Source organism: Nitrospirota bacterium (genome assembly GCA_030684575.1).
Taxonomy (GTDB): domain Bacteria; phylum Nitrospirota; class Nitrospiria; order Nitrospirales; family Nitrospiraceae; genus Palsa-1315.
Genome location: JAUXVD010000023.1, coordinates 282,361 through 303,356 on the forward strand (window position 1 = coordinate 282,361; position 20,996 = coordinate 303,356).

Annotated in this window: 15 protein-coding genes and 1 pseudogene; 6 read left to right on the top strand and 10 right to left on the bottom strand. The window is 56.1% G+C overall.

All coding sequences use genetic code 11. The annotated features are described in order from the left end of the window. Positions 1–80 precede the first annotated feature (80 nt). From Q8N00_18160 to Q8N00_18175, 4 genes are all read right to left on the bottom strand, one after another. The gene (locus tag Q8N00_18160) at positions 81–875 is read right to left on the bottom strand and encodes a response regulator (GenBank protein MDP2384711.1); all 795 of its coding nucleotides are present in this window, start codon (positions 873–875) and stop codon (positions 81–83) included. A 338-nt stretch (positions 876–1,213) separates the two neighbouring features. After that, positions 1,214–1,852: a DUF1566 domain-containing protein gene (locus Q8N00_18165; GenBank protein ID MDP2384712.1), complete on the bottom strand. Its 639-nt coding sequence runs from the start codon at positions 1,850–1,852 to the stop codon at positions 1,214–1,216. Positions 1,853–1,980: 128 nt separating this feature from the next. Continuing rightward, positions 1,981–2,307, bottom strand: a complete 327-nt coding sequence (locus Q8N00_18170; protein ID MDP2384713.1) for a HEAT repeat domain-containing protein — start codon at positions 2,305–2,307, stop codon at positions 1,981–1,983. Positions 2,308–3,242: 935 nt separating this feature from the next. Then, positions 3,243–3,749 (bottom strand): GNAT family N-acetyltransferase, encoded by a 507-nt coding sequence (locus Q8N00_18175; GenBank protein MDP2384714.1) that lies wholly within the window; start codon positions 3,747–3,749, stop codon positions 3,243–3,245. Between the two features lie 172 nt (positions 3,750–3,921). On the opposite strand from Q8N00_18175, the gene Q8N00_18180 reads away from it, so the two are divergent. From Q8N00_18180 to galE, 5 genes are all read left to right on the top strand, one after another. Next, positions 3,922–5,103, top strand: a complete 1,182-nt coding sequence (locus Q8N00_18180) for an NnrS family protein (GenBank protein MDP2384715.1) — start codon at positions 3,922–3,924, stop codon at positions 5,101–5,103. A gap of 48 nt (positions 5,104–5,151) precedes the next feature. Then, the gene (locus Q8N00_18185) at positions 5,152–5,979 is read left to right on the top strand and encodes a class I SAM-dependent methyltransferase (protein ID MDP2384716.1); all 828 of its coding nucleotides are present in this window, start codon (positions 5,152–5,154) and stop codon (positions 5,977–5,979) included. Between the two features lie 129 nt (positions 5,980–6,108). Continuing rightward, positions 6,109–7,473: a DUF3422 family protein gene (locus Q8N00_18190; protein MDP2384717.1), complete on the top strand. Its 1,365-nt coding sequence runs from the start codon at positions 6,109–6,111 to the stop codon at positions 7,471–7,473. A 164-nt stretch (positions 7,474–7,637) separates the two neighbouring features. Continuing rightward, a complete protein-coding gene (crcB, locus tag Q8N00_18195) occupies positions 7,638–8,021 on the top strand; it encodes a fluoride efflux transporter CrcB (protein ID MDP2384718.1) in 384 nt (127 codons plus the stop codon). A gap of 335 nt (positions 8,022–8,356) precedes the next feature. Beyond that, positions 8,357–9,376, top strand: a complete 1,020-nt coding sequence (gene galE, locus Q8N00_18200; GenBank protein ID MDP2384719.1) for a UDP-glucose 4-epimerase GalE — start codon at positions 8,357–8,359, stop codon at positions 9,374–9,376. 7 nt (positions 9,377–9,383) lie between these two features. On the opposite strand, the pseudogene Q8N00_18205 reads toward galE, so the two are convergent. The 4 genes and pseudogenes from Q8N00_18205 to Q8N00_18220 all read right to left on the bottom strand — a co-directional run bounded on the left by Q8N00_18205 (position 9,384) and on the right by Q8N00_18220 (position 14,575). Continuing rightward, positions 9,384–12,382: pseudogene (locus Q8N00_18205) on the bottom strand (CusA/CzcA family heavy metal efflux RND transporter). Positions 12,383–12,541: 159 nt separating this feature from the next. Continuing rightward, the gene (locus Q8N00_18210; GenBank protein MDP2384720.1) at positions 12,542–12,877 is read right to left on the bottom strand and encodes a hypothetical protein; all 336 of its coding nucleotides are present in this window, start codon (positions 12,875–12,877) and stop codon (positions 12,542–12,544) included. Between the two features lie 403 nt (positions 12,878–13,280). Next, on the bottom strand, positions 13,281–14,171 hold the full coding sequence (locus Q8N00_18215) for an alkaline phosphatase family protein (GenBank protein MDP2384721.1): 891 nt from the start codon (positions 14,169–14,171) through the stop codon (positions 13,281–13,283). An 89-nt stretch (positions 14,172–14,260) separates the two neighbouring features. Continuing rightward, positions 14,261–14,575, bottom strand: coding sequence for a hypothetical protein (locus Q8N00_18220; protein MDP2384722.1), 315 nt, complete (start codon positions 14,573–14,575; stop codon positions 14,261–14,263). 164 nt (positions 14,576–14,739) lie between these two features. Here Q8N00_18220 and Q8N00_18225 point away from each other — a divergent pair, with 164 nt between their 5' ends. Then, positions 14,740–15,969: a TIGR03862 family flavoprotein gene (locus Q8N00_18225; protein ID MDP2384723.1), complete on the top strand. Its 1,230-nt coding sequence runs from the start codon at positions 14,740–14,742 to the stop codon at positions 15,967–15,969. A gap of 71 nt (positions 15,970–16,040) precedes the next feature. On the opposite strand, the gene Q8N00_18230 is transcribed toward Q8N00_18225, so the two are convergent. Together Q8N00_18230 and dnaE are read right to left on the bottom strand one after the other, a co-directional pair. Then, a complete protein-coding gene (locus Q8N00_18230; protein ID MDP2384724.1) occupies positions 16,041–17,009 on the bottom strand; it encodes an acetyl-CoA carboxylase carboxyltransferase subunit alpha in 969 nt (322 codons plus the stop codon). A 64-nt stretch (positions 17,010–17,073) separates the two neighbouring features. Then, a complete protein-coding gene (gene dnaE, locus Q8N00_18235) occupies positions 17,074–20,535 on the bottom strand; it encodes a DNA polymerase III subunit alpha (GenBank protein ID MDP2384725.1) in 3,462 nt (1,153 codons plus the stop codon). Positions 20,536–20,996 lie beyond the last annotated feature (461 nt).

Below are 20,996 nucleotides of genomic sequence, written 5' to 3' on the forward strand. Positions count from 1 at the left end.
ACTCGCACTGTCAGCTGTGTTGTTCGTTGGAAGGTGAGTAGAAGGCAAGAGAGGGGGTCGTAGGAATCGATAGGGACGGGCTAGGAAGCCACAGAATCTGTCCGGCTCTCTAACTGTTGCCGGATGACGGCCATCATCTTTTCGTGGCTGAACGGTTTGAGGAGAAAGGGCACCTCACTCAGATCGATGCCATTGTTGGCGAGTGAGGCTTTCGAATTGGTCGACATCATGATCGTTCGGAGTCCTTTGAGCGTAGCCGTGAGGTGCTTGGCGAGGGTATGGCCATGCACCCGGGAGCTATCGAGCTTTTGAACGGCTGGTGGCTGCAACAGCACATCGACCAATGCAATGTGAATGTCCCCTTCATATTCCGCACAGATTGCCATGGCTTCCGTACTGCCGGACGCCTGTAAGACGTTGAACCCATCTCGTGCCAGCAAAGTACTGCAGAGGTGACGCATGGCGGGATCATCGTCGACGAGCAGGATCGTGTATCGACCAATCTGAGGATTGAGCGGTGTCTGATGTAACGATGTGGCCTCTTCCTCGAGGATGTCCAGGGTTAACTCATTGAGGCGTAGTTGATCGTTGTGCGGCAACTGAATGAATTCGACGCCGAATGAGGTGTCATTGGTCCAGCGCACTCGTGCCAGAGTCACGTTCACCGGTTGAGCAGAATCAGGCAGGTAGATGCGCAAGGCTATATAGATGCCAGGGGAGAGGCTATGAGTACTCTCCACGCTGCATCCCGTGACATTCAGGTCAGTGGAGTGGCCTTCGCCGTTGACCGCTTGGCCGGAGGCTCCTCCTTCGAATTCGACCCGGACACGGAGAAGCACACGGGCCTTTCGAGATTGTATTTTTGGGGAGTCCATTGCCTGGGATTCAAGATCCTTTGTGGTCGAGACACTCCGAATGTATGATAGCTAGCAACGATGGGTACGTAGAGTGATGGTATGCCGCATTATCAGATAGATATGTTCGGTGAAAAGCTAACGGCACCAAGCAAGTATAGTGAGTAACGCCTGGGCCCTGTCTGCCTCAGTCTATTGTTTTCTGTATTATGGAGCTGAGAAGAGGCAATTCCAAGAGAAACGTAAGATATTACAGTATCAGTCATGCACTCGAAGGCCTGAGGCGGTGAGATGATCGTCGAGGGGGCAGGGGGCAGATGCCCCCTGCCCCCTAAGCAGATAGATCCAATGATAATTGTTCAGTAGGCAGACTCTTGCATCGAACCGCGGACACACCAGAGGTGGTTGCCAGTGGATTTACTGCTCAGACCTACGAGGCCATCCTGGAAGTTTATGGCAAACTTGGTGGTAGAGCTCTCTGCATTCGACGTTGCCGACCAGTAGGGAGCCTGGTAGACACCTGTAAATACGGCTGGAACGAAGGGTGGCGGCAACGACGGGTCGATCAGGCTTGCCAACTCCACCACCGAGGGGAGACGCCACCCTCTTGTGCCTCCGACGTTCTTGTCGACACATTGAAGGCGGGCATCGCTCCAGGTGGGCCCTGGCGTGAGCATAGTCGGTGATTGCTCCCAGACCAGTCCGGTATTATTATCCCTTACCGCTGCGCCTCCAAAGTCCGTCAAGACGGTAAAACGAGACATTGATGGATTCTGAGTGTCCCACCGCATCGTATGATTGCCAGTTCCGCTTCCGCCACTACTGTTGAGTTTTGTCAGGATCTCGTTAAGCTTGGCCAGTATTTGCTTGAAAGGGTTCTGGTAGCTGTGTGCTTCTGCTGGCGTGACGCCCTCGCCGTAATTCGACAGGACAAGGCCTCCGATGAGAACCACCGCTCCAAATCCACCTAACCATCTACTTCCTCTAGATTGCATCATGATGCTCCTCCTACTTGGTGATCGTGTGATTGCACTGACTGACAGACACTGGGCCCACGCGTCTTTCGTGACGCGCTTGGTCTCTTCCGCTTCTTTGTCCATCGATTCCCGTACCACTCAATCCCGTCTTACCTTTTCGCCTCGAACTCGCCCTCCTGCTCGGCCTCCCAGTTCTGCTCGATGATCGCCATCGCTTTGGTCCGTACGCCATCGTCTTCGTCGTCCAACGCTACAATCAACGGTTCCAGAGGTGCCTGAGATCCCTGCTGCGCCAACTTGTTCAGAGCACGCAGTCGCACGGAGGCGTCCGGATCTTCCAGGGCCTGCGCAATCCAGGCGGGCATGATCAGTTGTTCAGGCTGTGGCGGCTCTTCTTGCCCTGTTGGTGCTGGCGCGAGGTTCGACGTGGGAGGCACGTGGAGAACCACGGAGACCGGCAATGGAGCTGGTGGCACAATTGGTTGCGGCTGTGACCACAGGCTCGCGTTAGCGCGAGGCGCTTGATTCGTGGTGTGCTCAGACGTAGCAGGCCCGCAACCCCATAGCCCAGTGATGAGCATTGGGCTCAGGAGCCATGCCAGATGTGGAAGTGGCACGAGTGAACATGGTGGCGATCGATGCCTGCCCCCGGTCTTTCCTCGGTCCACGAAAATTACTCCTTTCATCCTGCCCCTCCAACGTTCTGGTCGTTCTCGTTACGAAACTCATGATGTCGCAATCGCCATGCCATCGTGCGAGGATTCGTTGTCTTTAATACTCACGATAATCCAGGGACTTGACGATTTGATGCCAGAAATTGTCTGGCGATTGTCCCTGTCTGACCGGTCCTGTGCCGGAAATTGGAGGTAACGCTGCCAAAGAAGTACGCTTCTATTGCCGGTAAAGCAGGGGCCAGCATGAGTACAATCTTCTAAATTAATACGCTGATGCTAGTTCGAGAAATATGTCTGACATCATTGTTAAGTCAACGCTGGTGCGGTTCCGTGAACAGCATCAAGAAATCTGTGCGCGATGGACCTGCCGGAAGTTAGGGCGATACATGCTGTCTCCAGCAAGAAGCGGCGGCAACATATCTCACGGCTAATGCTGTGGAGATCTCGACGTTTCTTGAGTGGACCCAACCAAAACTGGCCGCAGGATGCCGTCATGGGTCGGCTGACGACTCATGCCGCATACCACATCCAGCAGTTTCAACAATTGAAGGCAGGCGATGACACGCATGAGCGTGACACCTGGACGGGCATGAAGTCACATATGTATGTGGTGGTCGATACCCTGACTATGGATTGGCCGCTCAGTTCCCGAATAAGTTTTCAATCGATGACTGAAGGCGGCAGACTCATGTTTCCAGCGATTCGGAAGCTGGACTTCGAAAGGGTTGGACCATCTATCAGCGGTGAAAGTCCTGCTCAAGTATCCCGTACAGCTCAATCTCCACAAACTCGCCGAAGCGCCTGTAATGTTCGCGCATCCTGCCTTCGTAGGTCATGCCGACTTTCTGAAGCACCCGGCCTGATGCGGGGTTGCGCTGAAAGTGCGGAGCGTAGATCCGGTGCAGCTGTCGCTGGTAGAACCCATAGGCAAGCACCGCCTCGACCGCTTCCGTCGCATACCCGTGATTCCAATAGGGCAGGCCAAGCCAATAGCCCAAGCGTGCATGCTGGTGTTCGGCCACGATGGCCAATCCGATCGATCCGATCAGGATCTCCTGCGTGAGGAGCACGATCGCAAAGTTGACGAATGTATCTGCGTCGAATTCCTCCTGCTGGCTCGCAATCCATTGCTCAGCGGTGCCGGCTGGATAGGGATGGGGGAGAAATGTGCCGGACGCGACCTCTTTTACTCCGGCCAGCCGTTGAACCTCTGGTGCATCGCTCGAATGAAATTGTCTGAGCAAGAGACGTCCAGTTCTGAGGGTAGGGAAGGCAGCCATGGTCGTGATGAAACCACAGACGAGGTAGGCCTGACAATCATGTCTGGCAAATCCCCTGTCAGTAGCTGATGACAGTTGATCGGGCTCCTGACAACACGTAGACTACCGCGATTTTCAGGGATGCTCTTCTTGCTCTATGACTGACCAGACGAACGACCAATCACAGTATCAGGGACCAGCGTTCTTTTCGTACGGATTCAGACCGTTCTTTTTGAGTGCGGCGCTGTTTGCTGGACTGGCGATCCCGGCTTGGATCGTCATTCTTATGGGAGTTCCTGATCCGGAACTCCTCTCTGCTGTACGGGACTGGCACGTGCATGAGATGGTCTTTGGTTTTCTGCCTGCGGTGATCACAGGCTTCTTGCTCACGGCCATTCCCAACTGGACCGACCGTACGCCGATCAGAGGAAGCGAACTGTTGTCGTTGTGGGCCTTGTGGCTGGCCGGACGGGTGGTGATGGCCGTTCCGTTTCTTTCGCCGCTCTTGTCCTCAATCATTGATGGGGCGTTCCTGGTCGCCGTGGCGGGGCTGGCCTGGCGAGAGATCATTGCAGGGAAGAGTTGGCCTCAAGCACCGATCGGAATGCTCGTCAGCCTCTATGCCTGCGCTAACGTCTTGTTTCATGTCTGGACGTTGAACAGCGAGGAGACGGACGCTGCCGAGCGAATGGGCATTGCTCTGGTCCTGGTATTGCTGTCGACCATCGGTGGGCGCGTTACCCCAAGTTTCACTCGCGATTTTCTTATCGAACAGGGGCGAGCCGAACAGCCTGCGCCTTTTTCGCCTGTTGATGGACTGTCGGTTGTGCTCGTAGCGATTGCTGCTCTGTGCTGGGTTGTTCAACCGCAAGCTCTGATGACAGGCTGGTTGTGGGGTGCAGCCGGGTTGTTCAATCTGGTTCGCCTATTACGCTGGTACGGGTGGCTGACCTGGCGTGAGCCCTTGGTGCTGACCCTACATGTGGGATTTGGGTGGGTGGTGTTCGCGTTATTGGTCATGGGAAGCGCCATTCTTGGTGTAGGCCTACCAATAACAGATGCGATACATGCGCTCACGGCCGGCGCCGTGGGTGTGATGACCCTTGCCGTGATGACTCGCGCCAGCCTGGGCCATACGGGACGCCCCAAACATGCGGGGCCCCTGACGATCTGCATCTACCTCTTGGTCAACCTCGGTGCGTTGTTGCGGGTCTTCGGGCCGTCCCTCGACTCCTCCCACCTTGTGCTGGGACTCGCCGCGATGAGTTGGAGCGGCGCCTATCTACTCTTTGCCCTCATCTATGGCCCGTTCCTTCTCCGTCCAAGCCTCGACGATTGACCGGCGATTACAACATCCTGCGAACACTCATTGAGGATTGGGAGACCTATGTCACAGATAGATTTTACGGAAAAATTGGCTGAGGGGTTTGGGGCCTATAATTCAAAGGTCGGTCAATGGTGGGTGGATCAGACGCGTAATGCGGCGCATGCGGCCGCGTATACGAATATTGCGAGCCAGGTGGCCAAGTACGCAAAAAAGGAGAGCGGTCTGATCATCGATTACGGATGTGGTACCGGCCTTCTGATGAAACAGCTCGTCAATCTCCTCCCGGCCTGGGACTTCCTCGGCATCGATGGGTCGAAATTGATGCTGCGTGAGGCGGAGGCCTGGGCTCGCGCCACACGAAAGGGCCGCCCCGCACCCATCGAGTTTCGCCGCGCACAGCTGCCGGACTTCTCCGTGACCAGACCAAAGGCCGACATCATTGCCTTCACCTTTCCCAATATCGTGGCAGTCCCCAGCGAGCGTCGTCAGTTTGAAACGCGCTTTCCCAAAGATCGAGCCCTCGCTGGTCTGTTAGCGATGAAACAGGAAGGGGAGGTTGAGGATGTCGAGAATCTCTACGATTCCCTATTCATGAGCCGTGTGGTATCGAGAAATCTGCGCCTTCTATTGCGCAAGGGGGGCCTCTGTGTGCGCGTGGACTATAGTCAAGCCGGAAGGCGGGATTTGAAGTGCTTCGACCAGTTGTCGACCAAGTTCGAGGAAGGGTCACTGAGGGCGAAACAGTCCCATCTGCAGCCGCAGAAGTTCTTTGCATTGCTCTCGTCCGTCTATTACCCGTCGGCAGTTATTCTGGATGTGTATGAGCAGACCAAGGATCCAGACTATCTTGAGGGCGGTTATTTGGTCAGTATTTTGAAAGCGATGTAGATGGAGGAATTCTATCTGTCCCGTCGTGCCGGATGCATCGATCCTGGCCGGCAATCGGTTGACAGGACAGTTGCAAGACAGTAGCCTGGCAAAACGTTCTCTTTCTCACTCACTCTGAAGGGTTGTCGTATGATTGAGCCGAGTACCAGCGAACTGATACGGAAGCTGCATGAGCGGCCACAGATGCCGTTGGCTGACTGGCTGCAAGCCCCTGCGCACGTCCATTACGAAGCCTTTCGCATGACCGATCCACCCGTGCAGCGGCCTGCGAGTCGTGCCGAGTTCATGTCTCTCTTGGAGGCCTTTGCGGTCTCTGCGGATGCGATGGTCCTTCATGACACATTCGGATATGGCGTGAAGACGGCGACGTCAGGCGATCGACTCATTATGATCTGGCAAGCGCACACCGAATACTATAGTTATCAAATTTGGCATATTCCTCCCCCCCAGGCTGCGAGGATCTCGTTTGGCCCGATGACCTTCCCCGACTATCGGTTTCCCATCACGCCGCTCGGGGCAGAAGTCTGCCGTTTGGATATCGTGCTCATGGCTGAAACGTTACCCAACAGCGAGGCGTTGCGCCCGCTGTTCCCCGGCCCGGTCCTCTATGGTAGCCGGATTCTCGATGAGGAGACCGCGCTGGTGACCAGCTTCACGCCGGACGAGTACGGGCGAGAACATTATTGGGTCAGTGTGGGAGCAGCGAGGGCAAACAAATCTCATCTCAAAGATATCGTCGATGCGATTGTCAGGATCGAAACCTATTATCACTTACTGCTCATGCAAAAGCCCTTGAGCTCGGCGGCCATCGATCAGACGTATAAGTTCGAACAGGTGCATTTGAAGCAACGGGAAATCATCACTGAACACATCGGCCATGCCGATTCCCTGACGCTCCAGCGTTGGCTCAATGCGCTGACAAAAGATTTATTGAAGACCACCAGGATGTCCGGCAAGCTGCATTTCGAATTGTCCGCCTCTGTGCCCTACGACAAGATTGTCCACCGGACGTTGGCGTCGCTCGACGAACGCATCCTTCCCTCGTACCGCCCGATGTCCGACTATGTGTTGAGTGGGGTGACCGGTGTGGCAGAGGGCTATCAGCAACTCCTGAAGCGGATCGACACCCTGCGCAGCGGATTTGAAGGGATTATTTCCATCATTCGAGCCCGCGTCGATCTCATGCTCCAAGCCCAGAATCTGACCCTCTTGGTGAGCGTCGACAAGACGACGAAGAGCCAGGCGATCCTCCAGCATACGGTGGAAGGCTTGTCGGTCATTGTGATCGCCTATTACCTCAGCGGCCTGATTGGCTATATCTTCAAGGGACTGCAAGAGATGGGATGGCTCCGCAATGCGCATATTGCAGCTGCCTTGTTTGTGCCTCTCGCGGTTGGGCTCGCCTTTTTAATCACGACGCTCAGCCGAAAACACCTCCACAAGAAACTCTCAGGCGAACCCACCGCTCAGGCAACAGAGAAGCCTCAGGCGTAACCCTCGAATACTGTGACTGGGGTGAGAGGGTCTCATATGGCGGCCTCATGGATCTGGTTTTATACTATGGAGCGAAGGACCATGCGGGCTTCTTGCGAGAAGTGCGATTCTTCTCAGGTTGATATACACTTAGGCCGCACGGAGCCTCTGCATAGAGCCACACGATGACGAAACTCTTACTCATAGGGGCCGGTGGGTTCATCGGCTCTGTGCTTCGTTATCTTGTGAGTGGCTCAGTGCAAGCACTCAGCCAGAGTATCGCGTTTCCCTACGGCACGTTGGCCGTGAATATCCTTGGCTGTTTCTTCATCGGATTTCTGTCGGAACTTGCCGACGTTCGCGCGCTCATCGGCACCGATACACGAGCCTTTCTGCTTGTGGGCATTCTCGGCGGGTTTACGACCTTCTCGGCCTTCGGCAATGAAACGATGAATTTGATCCGGGACGGAGACGCGGCACTCGCATTGATGAATGTCGGGGCGCAAGTGTTACTGGGTCTTGGCGCAGTCTGGCTCGGCTATACGTCAGCCTTTGTGATCTGGAGGTGACCCATGCGTTCCACCGACGGCTCTCTCCTTCGAATCTTCATCGGCACGGGTGATACATCAGCTGCGCTCAAGACACCGTAGGTACGATCTCACCAGTCTTTGCCTGTTCGCATGGCATTGTGATCAAAGAGCAATGTCCTATTTGGATGGCGTCGATCGTGATCGCTGGTGCCTGGTTTCTTCCCCACATCTCCTGCCGAAGGCTGACCGGCAGCAACCTGTCAAACCCCTCCTCAATGATTTGAGTGAGAAGGAGTGAGCAGAATGCCGGTCATTTCTTGACGCTCTTGATGTGTCTGATAGGCTGCAGTCATCTCACCCTGGGGTAGGCCATTATGATTTTCGTGACAGGCGGCGCCGGTTATATCGGGTCGCATACCTGCGTGGAACTGCTTGATGCCGGTTGCGACGTGACGGTGTTCGATAACTTCTCTAATAGCCATCCAGAAGCATTGGCGCGAGTAAGACGAATCACGGGGAAGACGCTGCATCTGGTGCAAGGCGACATCCGCAACCGTACCGAGTTAGTGGCAGCCTTACGGCAGAGTGGGGCCACTGCGGTGATCCACTTCGCCGGCCTCAAAGCTGTAGGGGAGTCGGTCGCACAGCCGCTGTCCTACTATGATAACAACGTAGTCGGCACTCTGCGCCTGTTAGAGGCGATGGGTGAATGTGGCGTGAAGACTCTCGTCTTTAGCTCCTCCGCTACGGTGTATGGCGACCCGATCCGCTTGCCGCTCACCGAAGACCACCCGCTCTCCGCCACGAATCCCTATGGCCGCACGAAGCTGATGATTGAGGAGATCTTGCGAGATCTGCATCGCAGCGATACGTCCTGGAAACTCGCCATTTTGCGCTATTTCAATCCGGTGGGCGCACATGCCAGCGGCTTGATCGGAGAAGACCCGCAGGGCATCCCCAATAATTTAATGCCCTTCGTGGCTCAAGTGGCCGTGGGGCGGCGAGCCTCCCTCAATGTGTGGGGCAACGATTACCCCACTCCGGACGGGACCGGTGTGCGAGATTACATTCATGTGGTCGATCTAGCCTTGGGCCATCTCAAGGCCCTCAAGGCGCTTGAGCGACTAGCGGCGAACGCAGACTGTCTGACGGTGAATCTTGGCACCGGCACGGGCTATAGCGTGCTGGATATTGTGCGAGCATTCGAGCAGGCTAGTGGTCGGCCAGTCCCCTATACGGTCGCGCCGCGGAGGCCTGGAGACATTGCGTCCTGTTATGCCGATCCTCAACGGGCCGAAGACCTATTGGGTTGGCGGGCCGAACGCGGGCTTCGTGCGATGTGCACGGATGCCTGGCGCTGGCAGAGTGGTAATCCGACTGGGTTCAAGCGCTGATTCTGGATCAGCGCTCAGGATCTTTCTCGCGATGCAGCCATTGATAGAACAGCGGCAGCACGACAAGGATCAATACCGCCGATGTCAGCATGCCCCCCACCACGACGCGGGCCAACGGCTGTTGGGACTGGGCCCCGATACCCGTGGCGACCGCCGCAGGCAGCAGTCCTATCGCCGCTGCCAATGAGGTCATCAAGACTGGGCGCATCCGCGCTTCGGCGCTTTTCATGATCGCGGTCTTGACGTCGTGTCCTTCTCCGACTAGATCGCGAATCCTGGTCACAAAAATAAGTCCCCCCTGAACGGCCACTCCAAAGAGCGAGATAAACCCGACGGCGGCGGAGATGCTGAAGTGGGTCCCCGTGATGGCCAGCGCCAATACCCCTCCCACGAGGGCAAAGGGTACGGACGCCAAGACGAGTAGTGCGTCGCGGATGGAATTGAAGACGAAATACACGAGCAACAGGATGATCAGGAGCGTGATGGGCACGATGATGAGGAGCCGTCGTTTCTCTCCCTGAAACTGGTCAAACTCTCCATGCCATTCGATGTGATAGCCCTCTGGCAACGTCACCTGTTCGGCGATCCGTTGTTGCGCATCCGTGACGGTCCCCTCTAAATCTCTTCCCCGCACGCTAAATTTGATAGGGATGTAGCGCTCGTTGTTCTCCCGATACACGATGAAGGCCCCTGTCTGCTCTGTAATCGCCGCCAGCTGTTTGATCGGGATTCTCGCACCCTCCGGGGTACTGACCTGGATATTGCCGATCGCATCCGCGTCACGACGATATTCCTGTTTAAACCGGACGACGAGATCGAACCATTTCTCGCCTTCATACACCTGTGTGATGGCCTGTCCACCGATGGCTGCCTGCACGACGTCGGTGACGTCGCCGACCTTGAGCCCATAACGTGCGCAGGCTTGGCGATCGATCTCAATGATGAGATTCGGTTGGCCCAGCAGATTCAACACTCCTAGATCTTTCACTCCGGGCACCTTCTCCATCACCTGCTTGATCTTGGCGGCCTCCTTTTCCAATGTTCGCAGATCGCTACCAAAGAGCTTCACGGCATTCTCGCCTTTGACTCCGGACATGGCTTCTTGCACGTTATCTTGAATCGCTTGAGAAAAATTAAACGTGACCCCGGGAATCGCCGAGAGTTCGCGCTCGATCTCATCGATCAAACTCCGCTTAGACGGCACGGTCGCCCGCCACTCCGATTTTTTCTTAAGGTTCACCAGGAATTCTGCATTGAAAAAACTGGTTGGGTCGGTCCCGTCGTCTGGACGACCGAGTTGAGAGGCCACACTGACCACTTCGGGAACCTGCTTGAAGACTGCCCGAACCTGCGTCACGAGCCGACTCGCTTCTTCGAACGAAATATCCACCGGCATGGTCGTCCGCACCCAGATATTCCCTTCTTCTAATGCCGGCATAAATTCTCCGCCGATGAGCGGCACCAGGCACATGGCAAATACCAATACTGCGATGGCCAGGCTAATTACCACCCGCGGACGATCGAGGGCCCAGGCCAGCACGGCCAGGTACCATCGCTTGATCACTTCTACGATTTTCGTGTCGCGTTCTTGAATAGGACCGGTGAGGAGAAAGGAGCAGAGCGCCGGGGCCAGCGTGAAGGCCATGAGTAATGCTCCGGTCAAGGCCAATCCATAGGTAAGCGACATCGGCGCGAAAATCTTCCCCGGTACCCCGGTCATGGTAAACAACGGCACGAAGGCGACGATGATGATGGTCGTGGCAAAGAAGATGGGACGGCCGACTTCGCGGGCGGCCCGCATGATATGCATGGGCACCGTGAGGCCATGGCTGCGCTTGTGTGCGAGATGGGAGAAAATACTTTCAACCATGATGAGCGTCGAATCGACAATGATGCCGAAGTCGATTGCGCCGAGTGAGATCAGGTTCGCTGAGTCTCCCCGAGCCACCAAAAAACAAAATGTAAACAGCAGGGCAACAGGCACCGTGAGTGCCACGATCATCGCCGTTCGAAAATGCCCTAAAACACATAGAGGATGATCGACACCAGAAGAATTCCAGCGATGAGCACATCCACGACGGTCTCAATCGTCGTATGGATCAGCACGGTCCGATCATAAAAGGTCTTCAGGCTAACGCCTTGTGGCAATTTTCCCTTGTTGAGTTCATCCACCTTTCGATGGACTTCCTCCAGTATCGGCAAGGCCTTGGCCCCTCGCTGGAGAAGCACCACTCCCTCCACCACGTCATCTCGATCATCGATCCCCACTTTGCCCAGTCGAACGCGATATCCCATACTGGTTTCACCGAGATTCCTGACCAGCACGGGTGTGCCTGATTTTTCGGCCACCACCGCAGTCGTAATATCGTCAAGATTTTTGATCAGTCCCATCCCGCGAATGTTGAAATTTTGCCCACCCTGCGTGAGGTAATTACCTCCGACATCCGTGTTGTTCTTGGCCAGCGCGTCGATGACCTGGTCCAACGTGATGTCGTAACTGATCAGCTGTCCTGGATCCAACTCAACGTGGTACTCCTTCGTGGTCCCGCCGAACGTCGAGACATCGATGACTCCCGGTATCCGCTTAAACTCCCGGCGGATCTGCCAGTCCTGTATCGTTTTGAGATCGGTCAGGCTCTTCTTCTCACCGACCAGTTCATATCGATAGATTTCCGCAATCGCTGACCAGGGGGAGATCGTCGGCTGGATGGTCTGGGGAAGTGAAATCATCTGGAGCCGGTTGAGGACTTCCTGACGATCCCGAATATAGTCCGTGCTAAAGTCGAAGTAGACCTTAATGTCGCTTAGCCCGAAGATCGAGAGTGAACGGATGTCGGTCAGGCCTGGCATACCCTGGAGTCCGATCTCAATCGGGAGAGTGATGGCCCGCTCGATCTGTTCCGAAGACCAGCCGGGATACTGTGTGATGACCTCGATCATAGGCGGGGAGGGATCAGGGTAGGCCACGACATCGAGGACGTGAAAGGCGTAGAGCCCGCTACACATCAGCATGAGCCCGAACACACAGACAAAAAGCCGTTGACTGAGTGAAAACTGTATCAAGCGTTCAATCATCGATGTTCCTCTTCGCAGGACAGTGCGACGTACAAGGATTCGAGCGATACAGAGATAAAGGAGGACGGACTGGAAGGGGACAGGAAAAGATCAGATACGGAACGAACACAATTGCTGGTAGAGAGGAATGTGCGATGGTTCAAGGGAGAAGCGTGGGCTCAACTCCGCCAATAGGTGCGGTCTCGCAGTCGGAGGCATGTGTCCAGAAAGGACCCCGCTCGCCCAAAGAGCCTCAAGCTTCTCACGGACCTCATCACCGTCTGAGTCGACGATGACACCTGCACTGACGAACGGGATTCCAACATCATCGGTCAGGTCGAAGGAGTCAGCCCAGGCAAGTCCAGCAACCAACAGCCAGATACAGAGGACGATCATCACGTTGAGCGGAAGTGGCGAACAAGACAATCGTCCCCGCAAGCCCTTCATCGCTATCCCTCCGACTGCAGGATGACTCGATGACCACCCCGGCATCGGTCCGTCAATAATGCTAGCCGGTCAAATCGATCCATCGATCTGCCGTTGCAACATGTACCGGCATACGTTCGGTGATGACGATTGCAGAGGGACATCATGTCATGCTCGCATGAGAACAGGCCCTAGAAGAACTCCCGCTACATGAGTATGTCGGTGTGTAGTGACAATAGCTTTAGCCTGAATAGGGTCTCACGTTAGCGAGTCTAGGTTATCCAGGCCAACAACCACGTACAGGCTATCCGTCCGTCGTAAGCCGTCATTATGTTTAGTTCGTTGGAGACGGCGACAGGCTAGTCGCGATACACGGAGAAATGCCTTGTTCGGTCGCACGGACTACCATGTAGAAGCGTAGCCGTTACGAACGGGGAGGCGTCTTCCAGATCGTGGTGATGGGGGCTGCGTCGGCGCTTGCACCGGAGTGGGACAGGCCATAGAGGTCTTCGATCGTGCGCAAGACGTTGTGATGCGAGATCTTCTGGTCGTAGCGGCCGGCTTGTACCATGGGGCCGATGAAGAGGGTCGGGATTCGATTGTTCTCGGTCTTATTGCTTTCGTCCCAGGTCACGATCAGCAGACTGTTGTGCTGTTGAGCCCATTGCACGTAGGACATCAGGTGTTCCTGAAGCCAACGATCGCCGTTCTGAATTGCCTCCGGATTCTTTCCATGGTGCATGTCGTTGATCTGGTTCGGCACGACGATGCTCACGGTCGGGAGTCTGGCAAAATCAGTGGGGAAACTGGTCATCTGCTGATTGACCGTTGCGGGGAGGCCGTTGGTAAGGCTGTCTTGCCAATTGACCCAGGGGTTATGTTTACGTGCATAGAGCCCTATGCTGCAGATGAGCGAGCCGGCTTCTGGCATGTCTTCGGAATATCCGACGAACGTCAGCCCCGCTGACAACAGCGCATGTCCGAGATTGGCCGTCGTGAAAGTCTGGGGACAGGAGTTGTCGGTGATGCCTTGCGTCGATCCTGAAAACAGCGAGAGATAGTTCGGTTGGCTCGGGTAGGTGATGCCGAAGGATTGCGTGAACAACGCGCCCTGTGCTGCCAGCTCGTTGATGTACGGCGCATCGGGCGAACCGATAATCTGGCTATAGGAGTGATTCTCTTCAATTACCAGCACAATATGATCGGGTCGGGGAAGATGGGGAACATTGCTGTTCAACGTTGAGGCCGCAGAGATGGCGCATGCGCCCATCGCAAGCGGCAGAGCGATGAATCCGAGGACAAGTTTCCAATACATAGGAGATATGTAACATTCCTTCACGTTCATTCGCCACTAGGAAGATGCGATCGTTCATGCACGTGCGGCTACGGGCCTGATGTGATGGTCTATTCAGGACAATCGATGAGATAGCGTGGCATTGCGGGAGGGTCGGTGGCGATCTGTCTGGTGTGACAGGGGGGGATATCTTCCTTCAATCGTTTCAAGAGCCTGAGGACCTTCATGCTGGGCGGCACCTCGCAGACCCAGAGGTGGCCTCCGGATTCCAGTTCCTCCATATGTCGTTGCACGCGAAAGTCCGGATGCTCCATGAAATAGGCGGACAAGAATCCACCGATCGCCTGGACCACCCAGGGGTGTGCCATTACATACCGGTAACTGACTCGTAGCTCGACCACTTCTCCCGCAGTCTGTTCATCCATTTGCTCAGTATAGCGGGTGAGAACGGTAAAACCCTAGCGTTTCTTCAGCTGGCGATGCCTATACTTGACCCACCACGCGCCTACATGTAGGGTCCCGCGATGTATTCAGTCAGAACGCCGGATTGGCGGCGCGGATCAGACAAGACACCATGATTGGAACAACGATGAACATTGCCATTATTGGGGGTGGACCGGCTGGGCTCATGGCTGCGGAAACGGCACGTGCTGCAGGGGTAGAGGTCGATCTCTACGACGCCATGGCGTCGGTCGGTCGCAAATTTCTCCTGGCTGGGAAAGGTGGCCTGAATCTCACGCATTCGGAGCCTTCTGAAAAATTTCTCTCACGTTATGGTGCGCGTCGGGCCCAAGTCGAGTCCTTGCTCGCGTCTTTCGGGCCTGACGCGTTGCAGATATGGGTTCGCGGTCTCGGCATTGAAACATTTGTGGGCTCTTCGGGTCGGGTGTTCCCCAAGGATTTGAAGGCTGCGCCGTTGTTGCGTGCATGGCTTCGCCGCTTGCGACAATCCGGCGTGCGATTCCATATGCGCCATCGGTGGTCCGGCTGGGATGCGCAGGGAGCTCCATGTTTTGTCACGCCAGAGGGAAACCGTTCGGTTCAAGCCGATGCCGTGATATTCGCGCTCGGCGGCGGCAGCTGGCCGAAGCTTGGCTCTGATGCGTCATGGGTACCGTTGCTGTCAGGGCGCGGCCTTCAGATCTCGCCCTTACAGCCAGCGAACTGCGGGTTTGACGTAGGCTGGAGCGAGCATTTCCGAATGAAGTTCGCCGGACAGCCGGTTAAATCGGTCGCGATTATTCTGCGAAATGATGCCGGTGCCGAGTCCTGGCATCCCGGCGAGTTCATCATCACGGAGACCGGTGTAGAGGGCGGCGTGATCTACTCAGTATCCGCCGCGTTGCGCGACGAGATTCTGGCGAAGGGCGTGGCGACATTGCGTCTCGATCTAGCGCCCGATCGCGACGTGCCGCGCCTGACACACGACTTATCGAGGCCGCGTGGAAAACGCACGATGGCAACGCACCTTCAGCGACAGGCCCACATCGAAGGTGTGAAGGCAGGGCTGCTTCGTGAAGTGGTGTCGAAGGAGGATTTTGCAGATCCGGCTCGGCTGGCCGCTGCGATTAAATCGCTGCCGCTGCGACTGGTCAGCCCGCGTCCACTAGAGGAAGCGATCAGCACGGCTGGTGGCGTGCCCTTCGAGGCACTCGACAGACGATTGATGGTCCGCAAGCTGCCAGGATTTTTTTGCGCAGGAGAGATGCTGGATTGGGAGGCGCCGACCGGAGGGTATCTCTTGACAGCCTGTTTCGCGTCTGGCCGAGTGGCCGGTGCTGGCGCAGTGGCATGGCTCAAACATCGCGTGGAAGACTGAAGGGGGTAAGGCGGAAGTACTCAGAACTCCGACTTATCAGCCTTCAGGCTGAAATCGCCTTATTCGGCTTCTTATTGGGGTGTGGCAACTAACCCGCTGACGGCTCCGATGGAGCGGTACTTCTGATCTCGCTGATTTAACAACTCAGGGATGGAGAGTTCGGAAAGTTGGGAGAGTTGGTTCGTGAGCGATTTGGCGACTCGTTCGGTGATGGCACCGGGGTCGCGATGGGCGCCACCGAGCGGTTCAGGAATCACTTCATCAACAATGTGCAGATCAACAAGGTCTTTCGCCGTCATCTTCAGGGCAGAGGCCGCATCGGGAATTTTCACCGGATCGTCCCAGAGAATAGCAGCGCAGCCTTCCGGTGAAATCACCGAATAGACACCATGCTCCAGCATGAGGACGCGATCTGATACGCCCAATGCGAGTGCGCCGCCGCTTCCGCCTTCACCGATGACGACAGCGACGATCGGGACGGAGAGTCGGGACATCACATAAATATTACGGGCGATGGCTTCTGCCTGGCCGCGCTCTTCTGCGCCGATGCCTGGATAGGCGCCTGGTGTGTCGATAAATGTCACGATTGGACGTCCGAACTTCTCGGCCATCCGCATGAGGCGCAGGGCTTTTCGATAGCCTTCTGGGTTCGGCATCCCAAAGTTGCGCTGCATCCGTTCTTTCAGGGTCTTCCCTTTTTGATGGCCGATGACCATGATCGACCGGTCGTTGAATCGGGCAAAGCCTCCGACGATGGCGCGATCGTCGCCAAACGAGCGGTCTCCATGGAACTCGAGGAAGTCCCTGAAGAGCGCACCGATGTAATCGAGGGTGCTGGGCCGTTGCGGATGGCGGGCGAGCTGTGTGCGCTGCCACGGGGTCAGCTTGTTGTAGAGCTCATGTTCGACCTGAGCCAGTTTCATCCGCAGCTTGCGGATCTCATCCTGGGGGTTCGACTTGCCGGAAGGAGCAGCCGCGAGTTTTTCGATCTTTTCTTCGATCTCGCGAATCGGCTTTTCAAACTCGAGATAGTCGCGCATGGAGCGTGAGGGTCTCTAGATGGTACTCATGGAGCTGGTTCAGCCCCATCCTGAAAACTACGCACTACGATAGCAGAAAAATGGCTCCTTTGCCTAGCACTTCTTCAACATCTGCCACAAACCGTTCACTGGGGGTGATCGTCAGATTCGGGAGGGGAGCAGTCACCGCTTCCTGTGATACATCCATCCGTAACGTCAGTGAAATGGTCGTGTTGCCTGGGTGGCGCTGAAAGACCTCGCGGAGGCGCGGCAACTGTTCCCCCACGTCCGGGTGATCGATCAGCCGAATATGGACACGTTTGATCGCCTGCGCCTGCACCTCGGCGAGGGGCTCGATCTTGCTCCCTCGAATCTTCGTGCCTTTATCCCCCCGATCCACCGTGCCCGTGATGCGCACCAGCCGTTCCACGACGATGAGCTCGGAGGCGTTCTTGTAGAGATCCGGGAAGATGATGATTTCCACCACGCCCAGGAGGTCTTCCAGGGTAAGGTAGGCCATCTTGTCGCCCTTTTTGGTCAGCATGCTCTTGACGGTCGTAATGATGCCGCAGAGTTTGACCTCTCGCCCATCCGACGATTCCGGCAGGCTGATGGTCGTGGCGGTCGAGAGCGCTTTCATGGTGGCTTCATAACGAGCCAGCGGATGAGACGAGATGTAGAAGCCGGTCAGTTCCCGCTCATGTTTCAGTCGCTCGCTTTGGTCCCATTCAGGAATGTTGGGCAGTGGCGGCGCGGCCAACGGCTCAGCCGAATCGTCTCCGCCTAACTCATCGCCGAAAATATTGGTCTGTCCAAGATCCCGTTCGCGCTGCGCGGACGCGCCGTCTTCGACGGCCTGATCCAGGACGGCGGCCAGTTGGGAGCGTTTCGCACCGGTCGAATCGAACGCGCCTGTCTTGATCAGCCCTTCGAGCATGCGCTTGTTGACCTTGTGAAGATCGACTCGCCGGCAAAACTCGAAGAAGGATTTAAAGGGACCGCTATTATTTCGGATCTCGATGATCGATTCGACGGCGCCTTCGCCGACATTCTTGATGGCCGCCAGGCCGAACCGGATGGCCTGCTCCACCACGGTAAAATTTTTATGACTTTGATTGACGTCCGGAGGCAAGACTTTGATGTTGAGGTCTCGACATTCCGTGAAGTAGCCCACGATCTTGTCGGCGTTCCCCATGTCGGTCGTCATCAGGGCGGCCATGAACTCAGTCGGATAATGGGCTTTGAGATAGCCGGTCTGATAACAGACGACGGCATAGGCCGCCGCATGCGACTTATTGAACCCGTAGCCGGCAAACTTCTGGATCAGTTCGTAGAGTTTCTCCGCCTTCTTATCGGGGATCTTGTTCGTCTTGGCACCAGCGATGAACTGCGCGCGCAACTTCTCCATCTCCTCCGGCTTCTTTTTACCCATCGCGCGCCGGAGAATGTCGGCTTGGCCAAGCGAGAAGCCTGCCACCTTGTTGGCGATCGCCATCACCTGCTCCTGATAGACAATGACCCCGTAGGTGTCCTTCAGGATCGGTTCGAGCTCAGGCGTTTCGTAGGTGATGGGGATCTTGCCCTGTTTTCGTTTGATGAAGTCGGGGATCAGATCCATCGGGCCAGGGCGGTAGAGCGCGATAATAGCGATGATGTCCTCGAAGCGGTCTGGTTTCAGACCGGTCAGGAGGTCGCGCATGCCCGAGCTTTCTAACTGGAAGAGGCCGATGGTTTTTCCGGACGAGAGGAGGGCAAAGGTCTTGGGGTCGTCGAACGGCACCTGCTCCATGACCAACGGAGGAGCGCCGGGACGTCCCGCATTGATCAGATCCTCGGCACGTTTGATCATGGTGAGCGTTTTGAGACCCAGGAAGTCGAACTTCACGAGCCCGATTTTTTCGACGTCGCCCATCGAATATTGGGTGACGACTTCGTCGTTTGAGCCTTTGTAGAGCGGCACATGATCCGTGAGCGGTCCTTCGGAAATCACGACGCCGGCTGCGTGGGTCGAAGCATGGCGGGCCAGTCCTTCGAGGGAGCGGGCAATTCCCATCAGCTCGTTGACCCGTGGATCGGTGTTGACGAGCTCTTGCAGTTTCGGTTCTTGATCGAGCGCCTGCTGGAGCGTGATGTTGAGCTGATTGGGGACGAGCTTGGCCACGCGATCGACTTCGGCATAGGGAATTTCCAGCACGCGGCCCACGTCGCGGATCGCGGCTTTCGCTCCCAGCGTCCCGAACGTAATGATCTGGGCCACATGGTCTTTGCCGTACTTATCGACCACGTAGTTGATCACCTCGTTACGGCGATCCATGCAGAAGTCCATGTCGATATCCGGGAGGGACACACGTTCCGGATTCAGGAACCGTTCGAACAGGAGCGTGTAGACGAGGGGATCGAGATCCGTGATCCGCAGCGCATAGGCGACGAGACTTCCGGCGGCGGAGCCTCGGCCAGGCCCGACCGGAATATTGCGCGAGCGGGCAAACTTGATGATGTCCCACACGATCAGGAAATAACCGGCAAACCCCATCGAGCAGATGATGGTGATTTCTTCGCGCAGGCGCAGCTCATAGGCGGCCTGCAGGATCTGGCTGGGCCGTTCTTTCAGTCTGGCTGCGAGTCCCGCCTGGGCCAGGCTTTCTAGGTACGTTTCCCGCGTAAAGCCTTCGGGCACTTTATATTGCGGGAGATAGGTTTTGTTGAGCGTCAGTTGAAGGTCGCAGTTGTCCGCAATGCGACAGGTATTATTGACGGCCTCGGGGAACTCGATAAAGGCGGCCGTGACCTCGTCTGTCGATTTCACATAGAGCTGATCCGTATCAAACTTCATGCGATTCGGGTCGCTGATCGTCTTGCCGGTTTGCAGGCAGAGCATCAGTTCGTGTGGGCGGAAATCTTCTTTCTTCAGATAGTGGCAATCGTTGGTGCCGACCAGGGGGATGTCCATCTTCTTGGACATCTCAAGTAGGCCACTATTGGCGACTCGTTGATGGTCCAACCCGTTCGCCTGTACTTCCAGGTAGAAATGTTCCTTCCCGAAGATTTCTTGAAATTCCCCGGCTACCGCCATCGCGCCAGCCATGTCTTTCTGGCCAATGAGATAGGGAATCTCGCCGCTTAAGCAGCCGGAGAGGGCAATCAGTCCCTCATGGTGCTCTTTCAGAATTTCCTTATCCATCCGTGGTTTATAGTAGAATCCTTCAAGGTATGCCTTACTCACGAGCTTGATCAGATTCTGATAGCCGGTAAGGTTTCGAGCCAGGAGGATCAAGTGATAGTAGTCGTTATGGGCGAGGCCGCTGTCTTTGGCAGCCAATCGACTGCCTGGCGCCATGTAGGCTTCGCAGCCGATGATGGGCTTGATGCCGGCTTCTTTGGCCTTACGGTAGAACTCGATGGCGCCGAACATGTTGCCATGATCGGTCATGGCCACGGCTGGCTGATTGAACGTTTTGATCTGCTGGACGAGCGGCTCGATTTGATTCGCGCCGTCCAGGAGACTGAACTGGGTATGGAGATGGAGATGGACGAATTGCGATGCCACGAACGGATTGTAGGGAAGGCGGAGAGATGAAGTCAAACAAGAGGGGGAGGGTCGCCTGGTCGTCCTCTTGCTCGCGGAACGCGCACGATCAGAATGTGCTCGTTCGACGCGCGCAGTTGAGGATCGACCAGGTGACCCTCCTGTGAAGCGAGGGGAAATAAGCCTGGAAGAACAGGGGAGGGCGAGGTCATTGAGAGTGGTCTCTGTGCTCGCGAAACGCGCGGTCGCGGACTCCCCTCGTTGGACGCGCGCTGTGTAGCCCCCCCCCAACGACTCCGCCTGATATCTAGCTAACCTGCGGTTTACAAACTCGGCTCAGCCCTGTTCAGCGACAATTAGAATTGCGGGGTAACGACAACTAGAATTGCGGGGTGCCGCGCCTCCTAACCGCCAGTCCTGTACCCTCTTCGCTCTACCAAGGGAGGGCGCATGGTCACGGACCGGCAAGTGAGGAGACTGAT